This window comes from Phyllobacterium sp. CCNWLW183, from assembly GCF_037203775.1.
Lineage (GTDB): Bacteria > Pseudomonadota > Alphaproteobacteria > Rhizobiales > Rhizobiaceae > Phyllobacterium > Phyllobacterium ifriqiyense.
Genome location: NZ_JBBCBN010000012.1, coordinates 24,226 through 45,180, shown reverse-complemented (window position 1 = coordinate 45,180; position 20,955 = coordinate 24,226). Strand labels below are relative to the sequence as shown.

At 53.0% G+C, this 20,955-nt stretch carries 22 protein-coding genes and 1 tRNA gene; 6 read left to right on the top strand and 17 right to left on the bottom strand.

What is annotated here, in order from left to right:
- Positions 1-155 precede the first annotated feature (155 nt).
- Positions 156-368, top strand: coding sequence for a SlyX family protein (locus V9K95_RS22320; protein WP_115054722.1), 213 nt, complete (start codon positions 156-158; stop codon positions 366-368).
- Positions 369-845, top strand: coding sequence for a GNAT family N-acetyltransferase (locus V9K95_RS22315; protein WP_115054721.1), 477 nt, complete (start codon positions 369-371; stop codon positions 843-845).
- 32 nt (positions 846-877) lie between these two features.
- Here the strand turns inward: V9K95_RS22315 and V9K95_RS22310 are convergent, their stop codons facing one another.
- The 3 genes from V9K95_RS22310 to V9K95_RS22300 all read right to left on the bottom strand — a co-directional run bounded on the left by V9K95_RS22310 (position 878) and on the right by V9K95_RS22300 (position 3,085).
- Complete coding sequence (locus V9K95_RS22310; RefSeq protein ID WP_115054720.1) at positions 878-1,885, bottom strand: BMP family lipoprotein; 1,008 nt, start codon at positions 1,883-1,885, stop codon at positions 878-880.
- Between the two features lie 175 nt (positions 1,886-2,060).
- Positions 2,061-2,726 carry a peptide-methionine (S)-S-oxide reductase MsrA gene (msrA, locus tag V9K95_RS22305; RefSeq protein ID WP_115054719.1) on the bottom strand — a complete coding sequence of 222 codons (666 nt, stop codon included), beginning with the start codon at positions 2,724-2,726 and terminating at the stop codon, positions 2,061-2,063.
- Between the two features lie 35 nt (positions 2,727-2,761).
- Positions 2,762-3,085, bottom strand: a complete 324-nt coding sequence (locus tag V9K95_RS22300) for a hypothetical protein (protein ID WP_336440467.1) — start codon at positions 3,083-3,085, stop codon at positions 2,762-2,764.
- 428 nt (positions 3,086-3,513) lie between these two features.
- On the opposite strand from V9K95_RS22300, the gene V9K95_RS22295 reads away from it, so the two are divergent.
- Positions 3,514-3,604, top strand: a tRNA-Ser gene (locus V9K95_RS22295).
- 28 nt (positions 3,605-3,632) lie between these two features.
- Here V9K95_RS22295 and V9K95_RS22290 read toward each other — a convergent pair.
- The 9 genes from V9K95_RS22290 to V9K95_RS22250 all read right to left on the bottom strand — a co-directional run bounded on the left by V9K95_RS22290 (position 3,633) and on the right by V9K95_RS22250 (position 11,853).
- Entirely contained in the window at positions 3,633-4,550 is a 918-nt protein-coding gene (locus tag V9K95_RS22290; RefSeq protein WP_336440468.1) for a ribokinase, read from the bottom strand.
- A gap of 18 nt (positions 4,551-4,568) precedes the next feature.
- Positions 4,569-5,219 carry a TenA family protein gene (locus V9K95_RS22285; protein WP_336440469.1) on the bottom strand — a complete coding sequence of 217 codons (651 nt, stop codon included), beginning with the start codon at positions 5,217-5,219 and terminating at the stop codon, positions 4,569-4,571.
- Between the two features lie 4 nt (positions 5,220-5,223).
- On the bottom strand, positions 5,224-6,066 hold the full coding sequence (locus V9K95_RS22280; protein WP_115054696.1) for a BtpA/SgcQ family protein: 843 nt from the start codon (positions 6,064-6,066) through the stop codon (positions 5,224-5,226).
- A gap of 58 nt (positions 6,067-6,124) precedes the next feature.
- Positions 6,125-6,892, bottom strand: a complete 768-nt coding sequence (locus tag V9K95_RS22275) for a glutamine amidotransferase (RefSeq protein WP_336440470.1) — start codon at positions 6,890-6,892, stop codon at positions 6,125-6,127.
- Between the two features lie 63 nt (positions 6,893-6,955).
- The gene (locus tag V9K95_RS22270) at positions 6,956-8,023 is read right to left on the bottom strand and encodes a phosphotriesterase family protein (protein ID WP_336440471.1); all 1,068 of its coding nucleotides are present in this window, start codon (positions 8,021-8,023) and stop codon (positions 6,956-6,958) included.
- 5 nt (positions 8,024-8,028) lie between these two features.
- On the bottom strand, positions 8,029-9,027 hold the full coding sequence (locus V9K95_RS22265) for an ABC transporter permease (protein WP_307281986.1): 999 nt from the start codon (positions 9,025-9,027) through the stop codon (positions 8,029-8,031).
- The gene (locus V9K95_RS22260; RefSeq protein ID WP_336440472.1) at positions 9,024-9,845 is read right to left on the bottom strand and encodes an ATP-binding cassette domain-containing protein; all 822 of its coding nucleotides are present in this window, start codon (positions 9,843-9,845) and stop codon (positions 9,024-9,026) included. Before V9K95_RS22260 ends, V9K95_RS22265 begins: the two co-directional genes overlap by 4 nt.
- The gene (locus V9K95_RS22255; RefSeq protein WP_115054691.1) at positions 9,842-10,792 is read right to left on the bottom strand and encodes an ABC transporter substrate-binding protein; all 951 of its coding nucleotides are present in this window, start codon (positions 10,790-10,792) and stop codon (positions 9,842-9,844) included. The genes V9K95_RS22260 and V9K95_RS22255 overlap by 4 nt, the downstream gene beginning before the upstream one ends.
- Positions 10,793-10,830: 38 nt before the next feature.
- Positions 10,831-11,853: a substrate-binding domain-containing protein gene (locus tag V9K95_RS22250; protein WP_115054690.1), complete on the bottom strand. Its 1,023-nt coding sequence runs from the start codon at positions 11,851-11,853 to the stop codon at positions 10,831-10,833.
- 336 nt (positions 11,854-12,189) lie between these two features.
- On the opposite strand from V9K95_RS22250, the gene V9K95_RS22245 reads away from it, so the two are divergent.
- A complete protein-coding gene (locus tag V9K95_RS22245) occupies positions 12,190-12,495 on the top strand; it encodes a hypothetical protein (RefSeq protein WP_115054819.1) in 306 nt (101 codons plus the stop codon).
- 70 nt (positions 12,496-12,565) lie between these two features.
- On the opposite strand, the gene V9K95_RS22240 is transcribed toward V9K95_RS22245, so the two are convergent.
- Positions 12,566-13,450, bottom strand: a complete 885-nt coding sequence (locus tag V9K95_RS22240) for a LysR family transcriptional regulator (protein WP_336440473.1) — start codon at positions 13,448-13,450, stop codon at positions 12,566-12,568.
- Positions 13,451-13,553: 103 nt separating this feature from the next.
- Between V9K95_RS22240 and V9K95_RS22235 the strand changes: the two genes are divergently transcribed.
- Positions 13,554-14,543: a zinc-dependent alcohol dehydrogenase family protein gene (locus V9K95_RS22235; RefSeq protein ID WP_336440474.1), complete on the top strand. Its 990-nt coding sequence runs from the start codon at positions 13,554-13,556 to the stop codon at positions 14,541-14,543.
- A gap of 6 nt (positions 14,544-14,549) precedes the next feature.
- Here the strand turns inward: V9K95_RS22235 and V9K95_RS22230 are convergent, their stop codons facing one another.
- From V9K95_RS22230 to V9K95_RS22220, 3 genes are all read right to left on the bottom strand, one after another.
- Positions 14,550-16,502, bottom strand: a complete 1,953-nt coding sequence (locus V9K95_RS22230; protein WP_307281973.1) for a DUF4139 domain-containing protein — start codon at positions 16,500-16,502, stop codon at positions 14,550-14,552.
- A 61-nt stretch (positions 16,503-16,563) separates the two neighbouring features.
- Positions 16,564-17,907: an MFS transporter gene (locus V9K95_RS22225; RefSeq protein ID WP_115054686.1), complete on the bottom strand. Its 1,344-nt coding sequence runs from the start codon at positions 17,905-17,907 to the stop codon at positions 16,564-16,566.
- Positions 17,908-17,944: 37 nt separating this feature from the next.
- Positions 17,945-19,009, bottom strand: a complete 1,065-nt coding sequence (locus tag V9K95_RS22220) for a histone deacetylase family protein (protein ID WP_336440475.1) — start codon at positions 19,007-19,009, stop codon at positions 17,945-17,947.
- A gap of 221 nt (positions 19,010-19,230) precedes the next feature.
- On the opposite strand from V9K95_RS22220, the gene V9K95_RS22215 reads away from it, so the two are divergent.
- A complete protein-coding gene (locus V9K95_RS22215; RefSeq protein ID WP_336440505.1) occupies positions 19,231-20,445 on the top strand; it encodes an MFS transporter in 1,215 nt (404 codons plus the stop codon).
- An 8-nt stretch (positions 20,446-20,453) separates the two neighbouring features.
- Here the strand turns inward: V9K95_RS22215 and V9K95_RS22210 are convergent, their stop codons facing one another.
- Positions 20,454-20,915, bottom strand: a complete 462-nt coding sequence (locus tag V9K95_RS22210; protein ID WP_442958548.1) for a GNAT family N-acetyltransferase — start codon at positions 20,913-20,915, stop codon at positions 20,454-20,456.
- Positions 20,916-20,955: the final 40 nt, after the last annotated feature.

Sequence of the window (20,955 nt, the reverse complement as noted above, 5' to 3'; positions counted from 1 at the left end):
TCGAAGCTTACGACCCTAACACGGGAATTTTTTCTTTCCAGTCAAGAAAAGCAACATTCAACAGCCGCTATCATCTCTTCATACCTTGACGCAATGGCTATCAACTTGTTCAAATATCAAAACGCGGGACAGAAAAAGAAGCAACGGAGACGGGAATGACAGCCGAAAGTAATGACCGCCTTACGCGGCTTGAAATCCTGGTAACCGAGCAAGAACATACGATTGACGAACTCTCTGGTCAGCTAACCGAACAATGGAAAACTATTGAGGCAATGCGGCGCAAGCTGGACGCCCTGACAGATCGTTTTCTTGTCTTGGAAGAGCAGACCTCCGAAGATACGCCCGTAACCAAACCCCCTCATTATTAAATGATGACAAAAGTAGAGTTGCTCGAAAACCACCCCGAACTCGTGCCATTATGTGCGCGCTGGAATTATATAACCTGGGGCCGTGACGGCGGCCGCAGCCGGGAAGAAATCATTGATAGCTTCCTTGGTTTTCTTAATTCTGAAAGTCGCCAGAAAGCACTTGTCGGCTTTGTGTCCGGCTTGCCTGTGGGCCTGTCATTGCTGATCGACAACGATCTTGAAACGCATCCTCATCTGCAGCCTTGGCTCGCAAGCCTGTATGTTACGCCGGAAATGCGCTTGATCGGCGTTGGCAAGGCCATGGTAGAAGCAACGGAAAAGATTGCACAACAGCAAGGCCATCAGCAGCTTTATCTCTATACGTCTGAGACCGGCTACTATGAACGTATAGGCTGGCAAAAAATAGAAGAGCTGGACGGTGAGAATGCCGGAATGTGGATAATGAAAAAGCCATTAAAAAAGCCGCCGATGATCTGACCGGCGGCTTTTTTCAACTTTGATGCGTCGTTTTATTTGTACGGGCAAGCATTATCTGAAAAATAGCTGTGCACCTTCACCTTGCCGGAGATGATATCGGCCTTGGCGGCTTCGACAGCTGCCTTGATATCATCCGTCAGAAGCTTGGCATTGTTCTCGTCGGCAGCATAGTCAACACCGCCTTCTTTGACGCCGAGATAGCTCACACCGGCAGTAAATTTGCCGTCGGCACCATCCTTGAAGGCGTTATAGGTGGCGACATCAACACGCTTGAGCATCGAGGTCAGAACCTTGCCCGGATGCAACCCGTTCTGGTTGGAATCAACACCAATGCTTAGCTTGTCGGCATCGGCTGCCGCCTGAAGAACGCCAATACCAGTGCCACCCGCTGCAGCGAAAATGACATCAGAACCCTGATCCATCTGTGATTTGGCGATCTCGCCACCTTTTGACGGATCATTCCAGGCAGCCGGCGTATCACCGGTCATGTTCTGGATGACCTTGGCATCCGCATTCGTCGCTTTAACGCCGCCTACATAGCCACAGGCAAAATTACGGATCAACGGAACGTCCATTCCGCCAATAAAGCTGACAGTACCAGTCTTGGAAGCTTTGGCAGCTATGACGCCGACGAGATAGGAACCTTCATTGTCGTTGAATATGACCGAACGAACATTGGGCTGTTTAACTTCAGCATCGATAATAACAAATTTAGTATCGGGGAATTCCGTGGAAACCTTTTCAATCGCGGCAGCAGCGGAAAAGCCTGCAATGACGATCGGCGAATTGCCATCCGATGCGAATTTGCGCAGCGCTTGTTCGCGCTGAGCTTCGTTCTGGATTTCGAATTCGCGATATTTCACGCCGGAATCAGCTGCATATTTTTCAGCGCCATTGAATGCAGCTTCATTGAATGATTTATCGAATTTGCCGCCCAGATCATAAATCAAAGCGGGTTTGTCGTCCGCAGCGTTCGCTGCTCCAAGTGATATCAGGGGCAATGCCGTAGCAGCCAGGAGACCAAGAACAATACGCTTCATTTTATAGCAACCCTCTGGATTTTGTTTGAGGACACAACTTTCCGCTGTGCCCTAGACCATTGCGGCGAGGCATTCAACCCGCCGCACCTACGTCAATCTTGCATGCCATTAAGCAAAATTCACGCGGAATTTTGCCAAGTGATCAAAATTCAGATCGAAACCTGTTTTACCCAGGTTAATTCACTGCTCTGGCACTCGGTATCGGGCAAGAGACTCCTGTTCCACGCAGCCCGCAATAACCGTCGGGATTCTTGGCCAGATATTGCTGATGATAGTCCTCGGCATAGTAAAATATCGGTGCTTCGAGAATCTCGGTGGTGATAGTTCCGCGCCCTTTGGCCGTTAGTGCGCTTTGGTAATCAGCGCGGCTTGCCTCAGCCACAGCCTGTTGCTCTGGTGTGAAAGTATAGATTCCGGAACGGTATGTTGTACCGACATCATTGCCCTGCCGCATGCCTTGGGTTGGGTCGTGCTCTTCCCAAAATATCGTCAACAGCTCTTCATACGAAACGATCGCCGGATCGAATACCACCAGTACCACCTCGTTGTGGCCGGTCAGACCGGTACATGTTTCCTGATAGGTTGGATTTGGTGTAATTCCGCCAGTATAGCCCGCGGCAGTCAGATAGACGCCAGGCACTTGCCAGAACAGACGTTCAACGCCCCAAAAACAACCCATTCCGAACATGGCGGTTTGCAGATTGTCAGGCCAAGGGCCTTTTAATGGGCGCCCATTAACAAAATGCGTTTCTGCGGTTGCAATTGGCGATGAACGGCCAGGCAAGGCCTGCTCTGCCGTCGGCATTTCGGATTTCTTGCTCAGCATGCTGAATATGGACATTGCGTTACCTCCGGTGGATGGGCTTCGACGATGCTTCAGCGGGCAGCGAACCTGCCTGTTTTGTCGGTGCGTCTGTAACCTATCGCGTATAACAACAGCGCGAGAAGAGCGAAGACGAGAACTGTAGGCGCGTCCAGTACCCAAAGCATCAACGGGTCCCAGAATATGCTGTATAAATGGGTTCTGATGCTTGTTTCGACAAGTGCAAAAGAGTTGGCTGAAACCGATTGCCAGCTATCTCTCAGCGACGTGATGACCAGGTTTGATGCGCCAACTGATCTGGCGGCATCCAGCACAGCGGCAATAATAGCCAGGCTAAGGCAGATATAGGCTAAAAGCCTGAAAATAAGACGTAGCAATATTCTTCTCCAAGGGCGAAACGTCCTTCACCTGAAAGGATGTTGGATCGCTTGATCTTCTATCCTCTAACGCAAAACCCCGGAAACCGGAATCGCTTTTCTGGACATGATTGCGATCCGTTGCGACGTGAACAGAATTGCGCGCCGTGTGCCTCCGAGGAGCCGTCAGCCATATCTATACCTATAACCTATTGTAATTAAATGATAAAATGATGATTTTGCCGCGAACCAAAAATATATTGAATTAGGAGTTGAACAAGTGCTTGTTCTGGCTATAGTGCGCGCCGCACAGGGTAGCTGCCGACTAACCATCGTATAGCGCTGTGTCTGTATCGAAGAATGAGTGGCCGATGGTTGACGGTGCTCTTGCAGCCGGTCTTTTCGGTTGCACATAATTAGCCCGATCAGCTATGTGCTGGGCGTATTGCGGAGAGGTGGCCGAGTGGTTGAAGGCGCACGCCTGGAAAGTGTGTTTACGTTAATAGCGTAACGCGGGTTCGAATCCCGCTCTCTCCGCCATTATTCCAATTTTATGCAGAACTATCCGTTAGTTGACGGCATCCAGCTGGCCGTCACTCAGAATTTGATCGAGTTCTGAAGTTGTGGGGAAAGCGGAGCGTGTACCAACTTTCGATATAGTGATTGCCGCTGCCTGAGACGCATGTTCGAGCGCTTTTCTATCGAGTTGGCAGCCGCGTTTTAAAGATGATGCCAAAGCGACGGACATGAACGTATCGCCAGCTCCGGTCGTATCGACAACCATACCAGGTGATGCAGCCACTACGATAGTTTCCCGCCTGTTCACCAGCAAGGCACCTTCACTCCCCAAAGTTAGAACCACCTCTTGAATTCCTTTTTGCAGGAGATATTTGGCGGCAGCTTCACCTTCAGCACCTGTTAAAGCCTGCGCTTCCCCGCGATTGAGAAACACTATATCCACCAACGCCCAAATATCCGAGAAAAATGAGCGCTGTGGCGACGGATTGAAGGCGGTGATCATGCCAAGCGATTTAGCGAATTGAAGAATTCCTACCGTCGCCTCGGGGGAAAGATTTCCCTGCAGAACCGCAAGATTGCCTGGTTTGGCTTCCGCCAGAGCGGGCGCAACGTGTGAAGCGCAAAGCCTTTGAGCAGAGTCCGTTGTCGTAACGATCGCATTTTCTCCGTCGGGCAGGCGGAAAATAAGAGAAATGTCGCTCGATATCCCCTCAATGCTGATGAGTTCGCTGGTTAAGGGCTCCCCCTGAAGATGTTTGCGGATCGTTGCAGCTCTCGAGTCCTGCCCCACCGGAGCCACAAGTACCGTGGGAATGCCGCAGCGCGCCATTACGACAGCCTGGTTTGTCCCCTTCCCTCCGAGATCGTGCGCGCCCACATGCCCAAGGATCGAAGCGCCGGAGATAGGAAGCTCATCGACAATGATCGTTTCATCCATGGCAATATTGCCGATTATATAGGCACGCATTCGGTCACTTCCTTGAAGTCAGAGATATGGCGCGTCGTGAAAATCAATTTCAAGCTGCATCGCGTAGCCAAAAATACTGCTTAGCCGGACGCACAAGCCTTCAGGGAGCCCCTGCTCACCTGCCATATCGAGCTGATCCTTGAGCCACGTGGCCTGATCCGCAAATGCCTGATCCACATGCATTGCTACCCATTCCTTTAAAAGCGGATCACTGATGTTGCAGGCAGACGCCTCCTTCGACCAAGTCCAGTACATCCATTCTGCCGCAAACATTGCTGCGATAATATCGAGAAACTCACCATCCTTGGCGATGGCCAGCATGCCCGAACAAAAGTTTTTGACGGCCGGTATACTGGTATCGAACGATGAGGGATCGATGCGACGGCTGGCAAAGGTCCGCTCGAAATAAGCCATCTGGTCATTTGCAAGAGCGATAACGACTGCTGCAAGCCAGCGCTTTTGCTCGATGGTCTGCGCTTTTGCCACAGAGAAAGCAAAGATGGAAATCGCCGTATCAACAAAAGCCCCCTCATAAACGAGGTAGCGCTCGAATACAGTATTACTCAATACATCGTTCTTGATGTCCACGACAAAGCGATGATTGATCATCTCTTCTAGAACGCCCGTGTTTTCGCGAAGAATACGTTCGGAGAGGGTTTCGGTTGCCATCGGTTCAGGCCTCCAAACCTGGCTCCGCCGCTTTGCGGAATGCCTTTACGCGATCAATATCCACCGCATTCCACCACACGCCATCATATTTGAGTGATGAGGCAACAATAACGCCATTGGTGCGACCAAGAATATCTACGATATTGTCCTTGGTTACGCCGGATCCAACGAGCAGTGGAAGGTGCGTAGCAGAGCCGATTTCGTCGATCTCTTCCATCGTTGCACTGTTGCCCGTCCGCTGGCCCGTAGCAATGATGCCATCTGCATCAAAGAATGCCAGATCGCGGGTTAGTTCCTCGATTGAACGGTCGGCAACAATAGCATGGCTGCCGTGTTTGACGTGGCTGTCGGCAAATACCTTGATGTGCTCTGCCCGCAGCATGGAACGGTAACGCATGGCTTCGGCGGCGCGTCCTTCCATGAACCCTTCATTCGCCACATAGGCATTGGCCCACTGGTTGACGCGGATGAATTTTGCTCCGCCTGCCATGGCAATGGCGAATGCCGGAATTGGTGCATTGGCAAGGACATTGATCCCAAGTGGAACGCCAATGGCGCTTGCGATACGGTCCGTCACCACGGACATGAAACCCGTTGTTTCAGGACCGATATCGTCCGGCTTCGAAAATGGAATGTCGCCGTGGTTTTCGATGACCAGACCATGCAAGCCGCCTTCAATGCAAGCTTCGGCATCGCGCATGCACGCGTCATAGATCACATTCATATCGGCGCCCCTATATCGTGGAGAACCGGGAAATGCCGGGCAATGGATCATCCCGATGAGCACCTTATTGGTGCCGAATATTTCCTGCACAGCATTGGATTCGCGATCCGATATTGCTTGCATGTTTTTCCCTTTCATGGAGACTTCATATCTGTCTGCTGGTTGTCCCAGACGCCTGTCTTCAGTCGCGCGTTAGCCAACCGAGAATGTTTTTCCAAAGCCTGCCATAACCTTCCCACTCGCAGAATGCAGGCGACAGCCAATGCGGGCCAATATCCGATGTCCATGCCGCGGTCTTACCTTTGCCGAAACGTCCGAGAACCAGAAGCGGATGCCCGCCCTGATCGTCAGGCAGGCGTGCGATTACCTCCACATCTTCCCGTTCGCGAAGCTCGACCTCGTTGACACCGAGAAGCAACGGCCATTCGCCATCGAGCCCTGCCATGACTGGGTGATCCGGTAGTTCGATCTTCGGCGTCGTTCCTTCCGGTATCTCGACACGATCGTCGTAAGGAAGGCAGGTAACAGGAAGAACGTCTTCCACCGCAGTGCGCCGCCAGCGGGCCTTCCCATCAATGCCTTGAAAGGAGAAGTATCCGCCAACCATCAAGAGCGAGCCGCCCTTTTCGACCCAGGCCTTGATCAGCTTGAGGCGGTTGGGGACTGTACGGGAATGCAGCCAGACATCAGGTGGCAACAGCAGCGAGTTTGCACCTATGTCGGAAAGGATAATGACGTCGTACACGTCCAGACCGGCCATTTCGAAGGGAAATTTCTCAACCGCTTCGTGCGCGGGCATGTAGGTCAGTTCGAAATCGCTACCCGCGAGCGCCTTGACCAATGGTTCGGCACCAAGATGAAAGGTAACGCTGCCGAACTGATCGAAACCTTTGTAATGTGTTGCAGAACTAACCCAGCTCTCGCCAACGAGCAGTACTTTCTTTGTCATCGTCTTACCATTCTTTCTTAAAATTTCCGGGTCTTTCCCAAGAATCCGGGCAGGCAACTCGCGTTAAATACCTGCGTGAAAAACTGAGCGGGGGTTGGCTCGCATCATTTGATCGAGAGCCGCTTTATCCAAACCGTGGCGTTGCAGCCGCGGCAGAAAATGACGCAAGACATAGGCATAGCCATTGCCACCGTATCGGGTCAGCATCATCTTGAGGAAAACGTCGTGCGACAGCAGCACCCGGTCGAGATGACCGACATCTGCGAGGCGGACAATGGCCCGTGCTGCCTCTTCATCACTTGGACACTGGACCTGCTGATCAGCATAGAAGAAGTCCATGCCGATCATATCATATTCGAGGAAAGCGCCGCGGGCGGCGAGTTCGCTCTGATAAGCAAAATCGTCATGGGAAGGGTTCATATGGCAGAGGACCGTATGCCGCAGGTTCGCACCCTCTTCCGCAACGATATCGAGGACGCGGTGGCCCAACCTGAACCAGCCAGGCAGATGCACCATAAGCGGCAGGCCGGTTCGCACCTGCGCCTGAGCAGCGCCACGCAATGACTTCTCTTCATCAGCGGTGAAGTCCGACGAGACGCCGATTTCGCCGATCAATCCAATCCTGACATCGGTCCCGTCCACTCCCTCCACCGCCTCGCGGACAATCTCCGTCGCTATATTTTCAACGGTCATTGCCGCAACCTCAGGGGGATGCGAGGAACCAAGATAATATCCGGCTCCCATCACCACATTGAGGCCGGACGCCTTGGCAATACGCCTCAAGGCAAGCGGGTTCCGGCCGATACCCCGGCAGGTTGGCTCTACAACTGTCTGCCCACCCTCAGCGACAAAGGCCTTCAGCTCCGTTACCGCCAGCGGTTCATCATCAAGCGTAATATTATGCTTGTTGACGAAAGGATCCTGCTTCAGCTCGCCCAGTATTTCGATGCAGACAAAACCGCCTGCAAGATATTGGCGCTCCGGGGTCTTCGGCGCATGCCACCAGCACCGGCAGTCGTTCAGAATATGCTCATGCATCAAGGTAATGCCAAGCTTCTCCGAGGCTATCGGCCCGTTGACGGTCATCACCTTGCCGGAATGGATATGGGCTTCCGAGAGATCTTTGCTCATGGAAGTCAGCCTTTTCTGCCGAACCGGAAATTCGCGGTGAATATCCGGGTATTCAACCAGATGGCGACAAGAATAATTGCGCCTGTGACGATCTGTGTGAAGAAGGGCGAGATGTGCATCAGGATCAAGCCATTGCCGATGACCGCAATGGTGAACGTTCCAAGCACCGTGCCTATGATTGTCCCCCGGCCACCCATCAAGGAAGTCCCCCCGAGAACGACAGCGGCAATCACTTGTAGTTCAAAACCCACAGCAGCGTTGGACGAGCCTGACCCCAGCCGCGCTGCAATCAGCAGACCCGCGATCGCACATGCCACGCCAGAAATGATGTACACTGATGCGATGATCCACCTGGCAGGCATGCCGACACGGCGAGCAGCTTCCATGTTGGAGCCGACGGCCACAACCTGACGTCCGTATTTTGTCGACCGGATCGCCACATAACCTAGAAAGGAGATAACGACGGCAATGATTGCGGGTACCGGAAACCCGGCGACGATACCCCGTCCCAAAGCAAAGAACCCCGGCGCATCCTGAATAGGGATGGAATAACCTTGGGTCAGATAAAGGGCAAAGCCCCGCAGAATCGACAGTCCTGCCAGCGTGACGATAAATGCCGGGATGCCCTGGTAGGCAATGAACCAGCCCTGTGCAAATCCTAATCCACCGCCCAGTACGATCATTGCAACCACCACAACCGGCCACGGAAAGCCCATCGCCATCACAACAGCGGCGACTGCATTGATCAGCGCAACCTGAGAACCAACGGAAAGATCAATGCCTCCGGTGATGATGACGAAGGTCATGGCGATGGCGACAATCAAGATCGGAGCAGCCTGCCGGATGATATTGAGAATGTTTCCGGAGGTTAGAAAAGTCTCGCTGCCAACTGAAAAGAATATCATGCAGGCGGCAAAAAACACAGCAATCGAAAGAACCTGCGCATGCTCGCCGAAGAAATCTGCAATGCGCGACCCCTGGCCACGCTCTGTATAAACGGTCATTGTCTGGCTCCCTCACCGACAATCAGCTTCACGAGGTCTTCAAGATTAGTGCCGCCGATCTGCCGCTCGGCAACCTTCGTGCCCTCGTACATGACGGCAATCCGGTCACAGACCCGAAAGAGGTCTTGAAGACGATGTGTAATGAGAATGACCGAGACGCCCTGCGCCTTGACCCGGTTGATCAGTGCCAGCACCGCTTCAACCTCGGCAACTGCAAGTGCCGATGTAGGCTCGTCCATGATCAAGACCTTGGGCTTGAACGATGCGGCGCGGGCAATGGCAATGGCCTGACGCTGCCCGCCTGAGAGTTGCGCGACCTTACCCGTCAGCTTTGGAATTCTGATTTCCAAAGCGTCCAGCATCGCGCGCGCTTCGGTCAGCATTTTCTTGCTGTCGAGAAACATGCCCTTGCTGAGTTCACGGCCCAGAAAGAGATTGCCGACAACGTCGATCTGGTCGCAGAGGCTGAGATCCTGAAATACCATTTCGATGTGCCGATTGCGCGCATCGGCGGGTCCGGACAGACGAACTTCCTCGCCTTCGATCGCCATCGTGCCGCCATCGGGAATATAGGTTCCTGAGATGATCTTGGTTAAGGTGGATTTCCCTGCCGCATTGTCGCCGACCAATCCAAGGCATTCGCCAGGAAAGATATCTAGATCGACACCGCGTAAGGCTTGGTGCGAACCAAAGGATTTACGGATACCGCGCAACGAGACGCGGGGATTGGAATCAGTCTCGCCGCTTGTTCCACCTCCGGAGGGAGCGCCCCCTCCGGAGTGAACGACGGCCGCTACCTGCCGGCCGTTCTGGTTCATTTGAAGACAGCCCTGTATGGATCGACATTGGCTTTTGTCACGATGGTAATCGGCACGGAAATGTTCTGATCAACAGCCTGGCCGGCAGCCACCTTCTGCAAGGCATCCACAGCCGCTGCTCCCATTGCCGACGGGTCCTGCTGGATGACAGCTGCAACGAATCCGGCATCAATGCCTGCGATGGCTTCCGCCGTCAGATCCCAACCGAAGACCTTGATCGTATCCTGCTTGCCCTGGCTTTGAACAGCAGCAATGGCTCCCATAAGTGCCGGTTCGCCTGTCGCGTAGATCGCAGTCAGGTCAGGATTGGCGGTGATAAGGTTTTCTGCCGCCGAAAGCGCATTGTCCTGAACGTTCTGTCCATCAACGACTCCGGCAATCTCGATACCATCAGTACCCTTGATCGTCTTTTCAAAACCTTCCTGACGGACATTCTGAATGTAGGAGTTCAACGCTCCAACGACGCCGATCTTTGCTTTGCCGGCCATGTTTGTCTTGACGTAGTCAAGGAAGAACTTGCCCATGTCGGCACCCGCCGTCGCGTTGTCCACGCCGATCTGCGCTTTTTGCGGGCCCGCCGGCAAGATGGCATCGATAGCGACAACGGGAATACCCGCATCCGCTGCCTGCTTGACTGCAGGCATCAGTCCGTTGACGTCGATAGCGACTACAGCAAGGCCAGAAACCTTTTCCTGAATATAGGTTTCGATAGCGCTGTTCTGTGCCGTTGGTTCATTATTGGAGTTGAAAATCACCAGCTTCACACCGGCTGCATCGGCCGCTTTCTGTGCGCCTTCGTTCATCTGGTTGAAGAAAAGCGCCTGCTGGTTGATCTGAACCAGCGCGATCGTCTTTTTCTCCTGAGCCACGGAGGCCGAAACGGCACAGCTTAATATGGTAAACCCTGCCAGCGCGATCATCATTCTTCTTGTTAGATTCAAAGTCATGTTCTCATCCTCTGTTGTTTTTAGCCGTCGCTTTTTTGTTATTTCGCTGGCGGAGCAACGGAGTTCCGCACCACGATTTCGACAGGCAAAAGCTCTTCCGAAGCGGAGGGTTTCCACTCTTGCCAGTTTGTTTCCAGAAGCAGTTCCAATGCCCGGCTGCCAAGCTGCCGGACTGGCTGGCGGATCACCGTCAGCGGAGGCGCGAAGAGATGCAGGGGCCCGACATCATCGAAACCGATCATCGATACGTCGCCCGGAACTGAGACGCCCCTATCTTTGAACACTTCCAGCATGCCAATGGCGATTTCATCCGAGCTGGCAAAAATCGCGGTGGCCTCATGGCGTTCTTCAAGGAAACGCAACGCAGCCTGACGGCCGTAATTGATGGTATATTCACCGGCGTAGCGGTCCACCCGGGCCAGACCTGCATGGTGCTCGCGAAGAGCTCTCATCACGCCATCGAAACGGCGACGCGCACTAATCATGCGCTCATCTCCACCGATAAACAGGACATGCCTGTGCCCATGGCCAGCCAGATGCAGTCCAGCAAGATATCCGCCATGATCATTGTCACAGAAAAGCTTTGGCGCTTTGGAGCCAGGGATATCTTCGTCAACCACAATGACCTTGCTGGAACGATTGATCAGATTAGCAAGCGCGCCGTCGTCAGGATGGTTTGTGACAAAAATCAAGCCATCGACATGATTCCGCTCGATGAGCTGGAGATATTCTATTTCCCGGCCCGGTCGGTTAAGCGTTGCATGCAGCGAAACAGCCAATTTTTTCTCGTCCGCCGCCTGCTCCACCGCTGCCACGAATGTAGAGAAGAATGGATTGGCGATTTCCGGTACTACCAGACCAATCGTATCGGAGCGCCCCATGCTCAACCGCCGCGCATGTGGGTTTGGAACGTATTTGAGCGTGGTGATCGCATCTTCGATGCGTTTCTTGGTGTTGTGGGGCAGATCAAGGCTGCCATTTACGAAGCGCGAGATCGTCGTCACTGACACACCCGCAGCGGCAGCCACATCTTTCAAACTTGGCATCGTTCGCTTAACCAAGAGCAAAACTCCATTGTAAAGCGGTTTAGTAAACCGATTTACAAGAATGATATCACTTTCCGTTGGTTGTCAATTACGTTTTTTTGCAGCTTTTAAATTATTCCGCACACCGCGACGTTCATCGTCGCCAGTACGCTGTCGCTGACTCGCCTCTCAAGCAAATCAGCACCGCCGACTGATGAACTGTCTCCAACCAGGTACACTTTTGTCCTAGCCACCTTTAGCCACGACGCGATGCACGGTGATTGAACTCACCCCGGTCCCTCTAAAAAGTTTGTCTTGACGGCTTTCAACAGTGAGGCGACACTCGCAACCATGGCAGGACAAGAGAAAACGATGGATGAGCCAAACCGCTGGCGTCACATGGCGAGCGCACCGAAAGACGGCAGTCGCATCCTTGTAACAATCCGTCCATCCGAACAGGGACAGGCGGAAGTTGATCTCGCTTACTGGTCTAATGGTGATCAGTTCGGTGCTGAAGGTTGGCGCGCCTCCGATTCCTCACCTGGCCGCATCGTCGAATATGCCGAACCGGAACTGAAGTGCTGGATGCCGATGCCCTCAGCTAATTTGAATCGTACATCCATGCCCCTACCTTGGGAAGGCGACGACGCCAAGCAGCTTGACGGTTCAGGAATTTAAGCACTCGCGTCGATTCGAAAAACCGACATGCGAAGGGCTGCTTTTCCCATCCCGACTGGTCATTGAATGGCTACATCATCTTCGGCAGCGCGATTGCCAACGCATCCACAGCAATGCGTACCTTTAACGATAAATGAGGCGTCTGCAGCCACATCGCATAGCAATCGTAAGGCAGCCCGGGCTGATCGGATAAGAGTTGGACAAGCGTCCCTTCTTGCAGACGGTCCCGCACCAGCCAGCTTGGCAGCCAGGCCAGTCCCATCCCGCTGCTGGCAGCGTCGGCAATAGCATCGAGGTCGTCGAGACGTATTCGATTGATCGGCACCAGCATCTCGCCTCCCGGAAAACTCCATGAGGGTATCCGGCCAGAACGGCGGTACATGACGGCCTGGTGTTGATTGAGATCAATAATCTGTTCAGGTTTGCCATGCTTTTCGAGATAGGACGGCGACCCGCATACGATCATTTCTTGACGTGCGATACGGCGCGCGATGACACCGGCCCTGTCTTCAGGGACACCCGTTCTAACCGCCAGATCGAAACCGTTTTCCGCAAGATCGTAAAAGTCATCATTATAGGATAAATCTAGCTCCAACGCGGGATATTTCCGCGCCAGTTCCAGCAAGACAGGCGTTACGCAACGCCGCCCGAAATGCACCGGCATCGTCACGCGCAATTTTCCCCGAGGCTCCAAAAGCTGATCAGCCGCCTGTGCATCGGTTGCATCCACTTCGGCAAGAATAATGCGGCAACTCTCATAATAGACATGTCCAAAATCCGTCAGACTTTGGCGGCGTGTCGTCCGGTTAAGGAGACGCAAACCAAGTCGCTCTTCGAGAAAGCGGATGTGCTTTCCAACCATTGGTCCCGACAGGCCGAGTTCTTCAGCGGCTGCCGCAAACGAGCCCAGATCTACGGCTTTAACAAATACAGCCATACTCAGAAGACGATCCATATTCGAAACTCTCAGTTTCTACTGCATTGCTTTTAAGCGTATTTATCGCCAATCCAACTCCTGTCATACCCTATTCAATTCAAATAATTTGGAGTTTTGACTTATGGCTCGCGTCGTTCGCTTTCATGAATTTGGTGGACCGGAAGTTCTACGTATCGAAAACGTTGATCTACCAGCACTTGGCCGTGGCGAAGTACGTCTTCGCGTTAAAGCGCTGGGTCTCAATCGCGCTGAAACCCTGCTACGCATGGGACGCTACATTGAAACCCCATTATTGCCTTCAGGGTTGGGATTGGAAGCTGCGGGTTTTGTCGAAACGGTCGGCGAAGGCGTAGATGATTTTGCACCGGGTGACATTGTCAGCGTTATTCCGCCCGTCTCAATGGTTCGTTGGCCTGCTTACGGCGAAGTCGCAACTTTTCCAGCAAGGCTGCTCGTCAAGCATCCGCCATCGCTTGGCTTGGTAGAGGCTGCCGCTCTCTGGATGCAATATCTTACCGCCTATGGTGCTTTGATCGATATTGCCGGCTTGCATAAGAATGATTTTGTGGTCATCACCGCAGCATCCAGCAGCGTTGGACTCGCTGCAATCCAGATTGCAAACATGGTAGGCGCCACGCCAATTGCGGTTACGCGAACATCTAGCAAAGCGCGTGCATTGCTTGACCATGGGGCGGGCTACGTCATTGCCTCGCAAGAGGAGAATCTAGAGAGACGCTTGGAGGAGATTACGCAGACCAAGGGAGTAAGGGTGGTGCTGGACGCTGTTGGCGGCCCCATATTTGAACCACTGACCGCTGCAATGTGCGAGGGCGGCATTCTTATCGAATATGGCGGGTTAAGCAACGAACCCACCCCCTTTCCATTGTTCAATGTCCTAAGCAAACGACTAACGTTACGCGGTTATCTTGTTCACGAAGTTATCAATGATCAAGACAGATTGGATACTGCGAAGTCATTCATTCTGGCCGGGTTAGCATCTGGCGGTTTGCAGCCGGTCATCGCAAGAACATTTGCATTCGATGATATTATTGAAGCTCACCACTTTCTCCAGTCAAACCAGCAATTCGGCAAAATCGTCGTGACGCTTTGAGTATGCCTAGAATGTACGGATAATCCGCGTAACATCCTCGTTGAACTTCCCGATGATTTCCTGCGCGGCATCCCGCTCCTTGCGCAGCTCTCCCAGACGGTCTTCTTCTTCACCCATTTGCGCCAGATATCTGCTTTGAAGATCGCCATTGGGTACAGCTCGCAAGTTCTCGCGGGTACGATCCTGAGATTCAGCTACCTGATCATACTCTCGTTGAACGCGGTCAAGCGCCTCTTGGGCATCGACCTGCTTCATTCGGGCTTCCGCCAATTCTTTCAGCTTGGTTTTTACCTCCGGATCTTCCGCGGCATCAGCCCAACTTGTTATCATCTGAGGAGCGGCATCCGATAATGCAAATTCTTCAGCCTGAGTTTGCTCACTGACCGTTTCTACATTGCGCGTTTCGCCTGCCTTCAAGGCAATACGAACGCGGTCATGGGTGAGCGTCGAATCGGCGGTATTTTCGGCCCTGAATGTCCAGCCCGGGCGTTTCTCCTGCTCGATAAGCACAGTGCGATCACCATCAGCTGCGCCATTGACTGTAAATATAGTTACTTCCCGTAACAGCGTCTTTGCATGAATGATTCCATCAACGACCTTTATCGAAGTGATCATCCTTTGAGGTTTCGTGTCGGCACCCACTGAAACCTTTTGATCAAGCGCAAAACTGGCAGCCCGCTTTTCGCCAGATGGCATTCCAGCTATCTGAGCATCTCCCACATAGCCGGACTTGCCATTATAGACGGTCAATATGCCTTGCGGAAAACTGGAACCACTATCATTTTCAAGCATGACAGAAGCTGTCGGGTGCTCACCACTGCGACCGACCTGATAGACCGAAACCATTTCAACCTTCACGTCCTTGTCAAGCAAAGGCACGGAAATTGTTTCGCCGTTCTTCAGATCAAATTGACCTGGAAGGGAGAAGTTGGACGTAACCTCCTGCTCCTCAATGGCGGTTTGCTGTGCGGCTGGAGCCATTTCGATTGGCCTTTGTGGCATCTGCATCTCTGGAGCGGGGGCTGCATAGCCGGCTGCCGCATCCTGCTCTTGTGCCAGCTTTTGTCTGCGAGAGGTGCCCAGACTTGCAATTGCAGGATTTTGCGCGGATGTATCGACGACAAGTTCAGCCCGGTCTTTCCAGTAGCGCCTGTGAAGCGCCTGCTTCAGCGTGACGGGTTTCCCCGATGAAAGCACGATAGAAACGTCGTTCCAATCTTCGCCAGAAGCGTTCTCGAATATGGCCCAGGCCTGTAGCCGCGCCGTGCCATTTTCACCCGTCACCATGCGGTAACTGGTTTTCCAGATCGGGGCCGAGACAACATATGAAATGTCTACGGTGCGGGTACCCTGCCCATCCAGCTCGATTTTAATTGTGCGGGAGCCATCCACGGCTCCCTTGCCTGCGACAAGAGTTGCGTCGGCTATTTTAGCGTTCAGAGTCTTGTCCAAAATTTCAACGGATACTGAACTGTCGAGCGGGACCGTCGTGATGTCTCCCTTGACGGTAAGTATGGAGAGAACCGCATTTTGTGCACCGTTTGCGCCGGTTTGATATTCGACACCAAGTATGCTGCCTTCGAGCTCGCGCGCTCCCGATATGCGGATGCCCGTGCCCTTTACGGCATTCAGCAATCGGGGAAGCGAGTTCAGATCATCAACGCTAAAGGGCAGTGTACGAAACGTTTCTTCCAGCGGATTAGGACCCGCCAATGAGAGATTTTTAACCTTGCCATTGGCATCTCTGATGATGAGACTTTTCAGGATGTCATCTACCTGATCCAGCGGAACATTGATCGTAATCTCGCTATTATCGCCAACATTTGCGGAGCGAACAATTTCCGACAGGCCGCCCGATGATAGCGTCACGGATTTTACGGGTCCGTTCACGGCGGCCAATGCAGTCGTGCAGATCAACGGAAAAAGCAAAACCGGCAAAAGCTGACGTTTCAATGCCATGGACAGTTCTCCCAATGTGTCGAAGTGACAATCACGCCCCTATCCGGGAAAGGTGAAGAATTTAAGATTTGGCAGGCTCAGTCTCAATCTTCTGCATTCTCTCGGCTGCTCGCGCAGCAAAAGATTCCGATCCGCTATCTTCTACGGGAAGGAAAATGCTGCAAAGGAAGCTTATTCCAGCGATGAAAATGAACAGACCCGCCAGCGGCGCCCACTGGACACCATAGGTGTGAACGAGCCAGACACCGATAACCGGCGTAAGACCACTGAATATTGCACCGCTAAGTGAAGAGCATAGCGAGATGCCTGTATAACGCAGATGGACCGGAAACGCCCGGGTCAGAAACGGTGCCATAACTGCGTAATGGGCGGCGAGAAACACGGTTGCGACCAGAATAGCAATGTAAATATTGGTAAGATTACCGGTAATGATGAGCATCATCATTGGTACCGCAAAAAGCAATGCCGCTCCGGACATGGCAATCAGGAGAAAGCGCTCGCCAAACCGCGTAGCAATGTATGAACCGGCAGGAAATGCAAAGAGCTCAATAACGCCGACCCACGAAACAAGCTCCAGCATGTCAGAGCGGTTGATTCCAAGCGATGTTGTTGTAAATGTCATCATCAATGTGGTGATGAAATAGAAGCCTGCGACACCGAGCAGACAAAGTCCCATGCCAAGCACCAGCGACTTCTTTTTCGTGAGAAAAATTTCCTTGGCTGGGATGACGTTTTGTACCGTCTTCTCTTTCAATCGCTCTTCAAGCTCAGGACTCTCATTGATGCCCGCGCGGATGATGAAAGCAAAGATGATCAATATGCCGCTAAGCAGGAAGGGGATTCGCCAGCCCCAACTCAAAAAGTCTTCTTGCGGCAGATCAGACACTGTACGGAAGGCCAGCGTTGCAAGAATAAGCCCAATCGGGCTTCCGTATTGCGGTGCTGAGGCGAGAAAAGTCCGCCAGCGAGGTGGAGCATGTTCGGCGGCAATCAGCACAGCACCACCCCACTCGCCCCCGACTGCCACGCCCTGTACGAGGCGCAGCAGCACAAGCATAACTGCCGCCGACATACCGATGGAGTGATAGCTGGGCAAAACACCGATCAGCACTGTTGCGGCGCCCATCAGCAGAAGAGTTATGATCAAAGAATTCTTGCGTCCGACCTTGTCGCCAAAATGGCCGAAAAGAAGCGCGCCGACAGGTCTTGCCACAAATCCAATAGCGAACGTGCCCAGGGACGCAAGCACCCCCATCACAGGATCTTGCGAGGCAAAGAAGACATCCCCGAAAACCAAAGCAGCAGCAGTGCCGTAAATATAAAAATCGTACCACTCAATCATGGTGCCGACAAAGGCACCTATTGCGGCACGAATTGGCTGGCGTTTTGCTGCGATCTGATTCATCTACTTTCCCCGATGACGATATAGTGACCGCAGTCACTCATATTGTTCTATTAGCCTGATAGGCGGCCATGAAACGTGGCGCAGCTTCCGATACGGCGCTGAGCGAATAACCACCTTCCTGCACGATTGCGGTAGGCAAGCCAGCGGCTCCCCAGATTGCTCCTATTTCGGCATAGGCCGCTGTCGTCACGGTAAGCCGGGAAAGTGGGTCTTCGTGGTGCGCATCCCATCCAGCTGAGATAACAAGTGCCGTAGCACCATGATCGGCCACTGCGGCCGCAAGCCTGCGATTGGCATCAATGAAGGCATTATCACCGCTGCCTTCCGCCAGCGGTAAATTGAGGTTCGCACCAAGGCCGCTACCGGCGCCGGTTTCATCCGCATAACCACTATAGTGGGGATAGTAGTTGGAAGGATCGGTATGGGTTGAACCAACGAAAACATCATCACGGCTGTAGAATATGGCCTGTGTTCCGTCGCCGTGATGTGTATCAAAATCAATGATTGCCACACGCTCGTGCTGCTGACGCAAATGTTGCGCAATGATTGCCGCATTGTTGAAGTAACAAAATCCTGCGGCGCGATCGACATAGGCATGATGGCCCGGAGGGCGGCAAAGAGCAAAGGCTGCCTTCTCGCCACTCAACAAAGCATTGGCAGCAGAGATCGCCGTTTGGGCAGAGGCATAAGCCGAAACATAAGTGCTTTCCATCATGGCGCAGGAAAGCCCGTTAATGTACCAGCCAGCCTGTCCAAGCACACCAACAGGTCTTGGTCTTGGACGGGCAGCATAGTTTTGATCTGCGCCTTGATACGCACTCACATTCGGCAGAACTTCAGGGCCATGATTTGGCAGTTGCATGAACCGGTCATATGCCGTCTGTAAAAACTCGACATAGTGGTCCGCGTGAACGGCAAGTATGGGACTAAGTCCCGCGTCACCGGTCGCTTCTTGCGAAAGTCCAAGATCAGTCAGCGCTTTTATCAGGGTTTGGGCACGTGCCGGATTTTCCAGCGGGTCGGTAATTCGGCCATTTACCATATATTGTTTAGGCTGATGAGCCATTTGCTGGCTGGAAAAGAAAAGTTTCATGATGCTCATTTTCGATGCTATTTGCCGTGAGTCGGCTTAGAGCCTATTCGCTGGGGCCAACAATGCAAGTTTGGACTTGCAATAATGATCAACGCGCTCTCACTAACCTGCGATTGCTTGCTCCAATGTTGATCCATGATTGCTCTCCCGAACCATAACTGCAATGTCTAGGAGCTACGGAAGATTTCCCGTTCAGAATGAGCTGCCCACGGCAAATATAGTTGGATGAATTGACTGACACGGACACAGACTCGAGTTCAGGGGAATCAATTTACTGGAAGCAGAATCTATTGGTCTGTCTTCTCGGGTCGTTCACAACAATTGTTGCGATGACTTTGATACTGCCTTTTTTACCGCTCTACATAGAACAGTTGGGGGAGACAGGTCATGCCGCGATCGTCCAATGGTCTGGCATCGCCTATGGCGCAACTTTCTTCACCGCCGCTCTGGTCGCTCCATTGTGGGGCCGTCTTGCAGATATCTATGGACGCAAGCTGATGCTGATCCGCGCCAGCCTTGGCATGGCCATTGCCATGTCTTTGATGGGCATGGCCACAGAGGTCTGGCATCTCATTGTCCTTCGGCTGCTAACCGGCCTGCTTGGTGGTTACGCATCCGGATCGACTGTCCTTGTAGCCACACAAACGCCCAAAGCGAGAACTGGCTGGGCTCTGGGTACGCTTGCCTCGGGCATCATGGCAGGAAACCTTATCGGGCCTCTGATTGGTGGCGGGCTGCCTCCGCTGATTGGCATCCGCGCAACATTCTGGCTGATAGGTGGGGTCATCTTTGTCACATTTCTCGCAACAAGCCTCTTTATCAAGGAAGAAAAGCGGCCGCCCAAAAGCCAGACGCAAAAGCAGAACAGCGGATGGAAGGCAATCCCGGACAAGCGCCCGGTAATTGTCATGCTACTGGCGGGAATGCTTTTGATGCTCGCCACCATGTCCATTGAACCCATCATCACAGTCTATGTGGCACAACTCGTAGACAACCCGGCCCATATAACCATGGTTGCAGGAATTGTGATGTCTGCGGCAGCGCTAGGCAGCGTGTTGTCCGCATCCAGACTGGGCAGACTGGCGGATCGTATCGGGCACTGGAATGTTATCGTTGCAGCTCTCGGCATATCTGCCCTGCTGCTGATCCCTCAAGCTTTTGTGACCGAGGGCTGGCAGCTGGTCATTTTGCGCTTTCTGATGGGACTATCTCTTGGAGGGCTCCTTCCCTGCATAACCAGTGTTATCCGCCACAATGTTCCAGATAGAGTTGCGGGCAACATTCTTGGCTATGCGACATCCTCGCAATATGCAGGCCAAGTCATCGGTCCGCTCATGGGAGGATTTGTCGGTGGGCATTTCGGCATGCGAGCGGTTTTTCTTGGCACAAGCATATTACTTGCCGGCAGTGCGCTTTATGGATGGATCATCCGGCCCAAGCCCTAACGAGGCAGCTAACCACCCTGCTTTGCTGCTTCATGCAAGGCCGATCCCTCGAAACGATAGAACAACTTTTCCGGCTTCGGGACGCCGCCCAACCCTTCATAGAAGGCACGCAAGCGCGGGTCGTCGCGATCGGCTGTCCAGTCGATGCGTGCATGGCCCCGCTCAAGCGCCAATTTTGCCAGCCCCTGTATCAGGCTTTTTCCCACGCCGGATCCGCGGTGTTGCTTTGAAACAAAAAGCTCTTTGAGAAACAGGCCAGACCCAAGACCGGGTCCCGGATAGACTGGCGTGATCGCAGCAAAGCCCACAATCTCTCGCTGGGTGGCAACAAGAATTTCTGTACCTGTTGGCATCGAGGCCAAGCCTTCGAGTATTTTCTCGCGCGGCGGGCATGGTACATCGTAGTGCGCTTGCATTTCCTCGAATAGAGCAGCCAGGGCAGCGTGGTCCGATGCGCTTGATAGTCTCACTTCCAACAATTCAACGAACTCCAGGTTACAAGAATGGCAA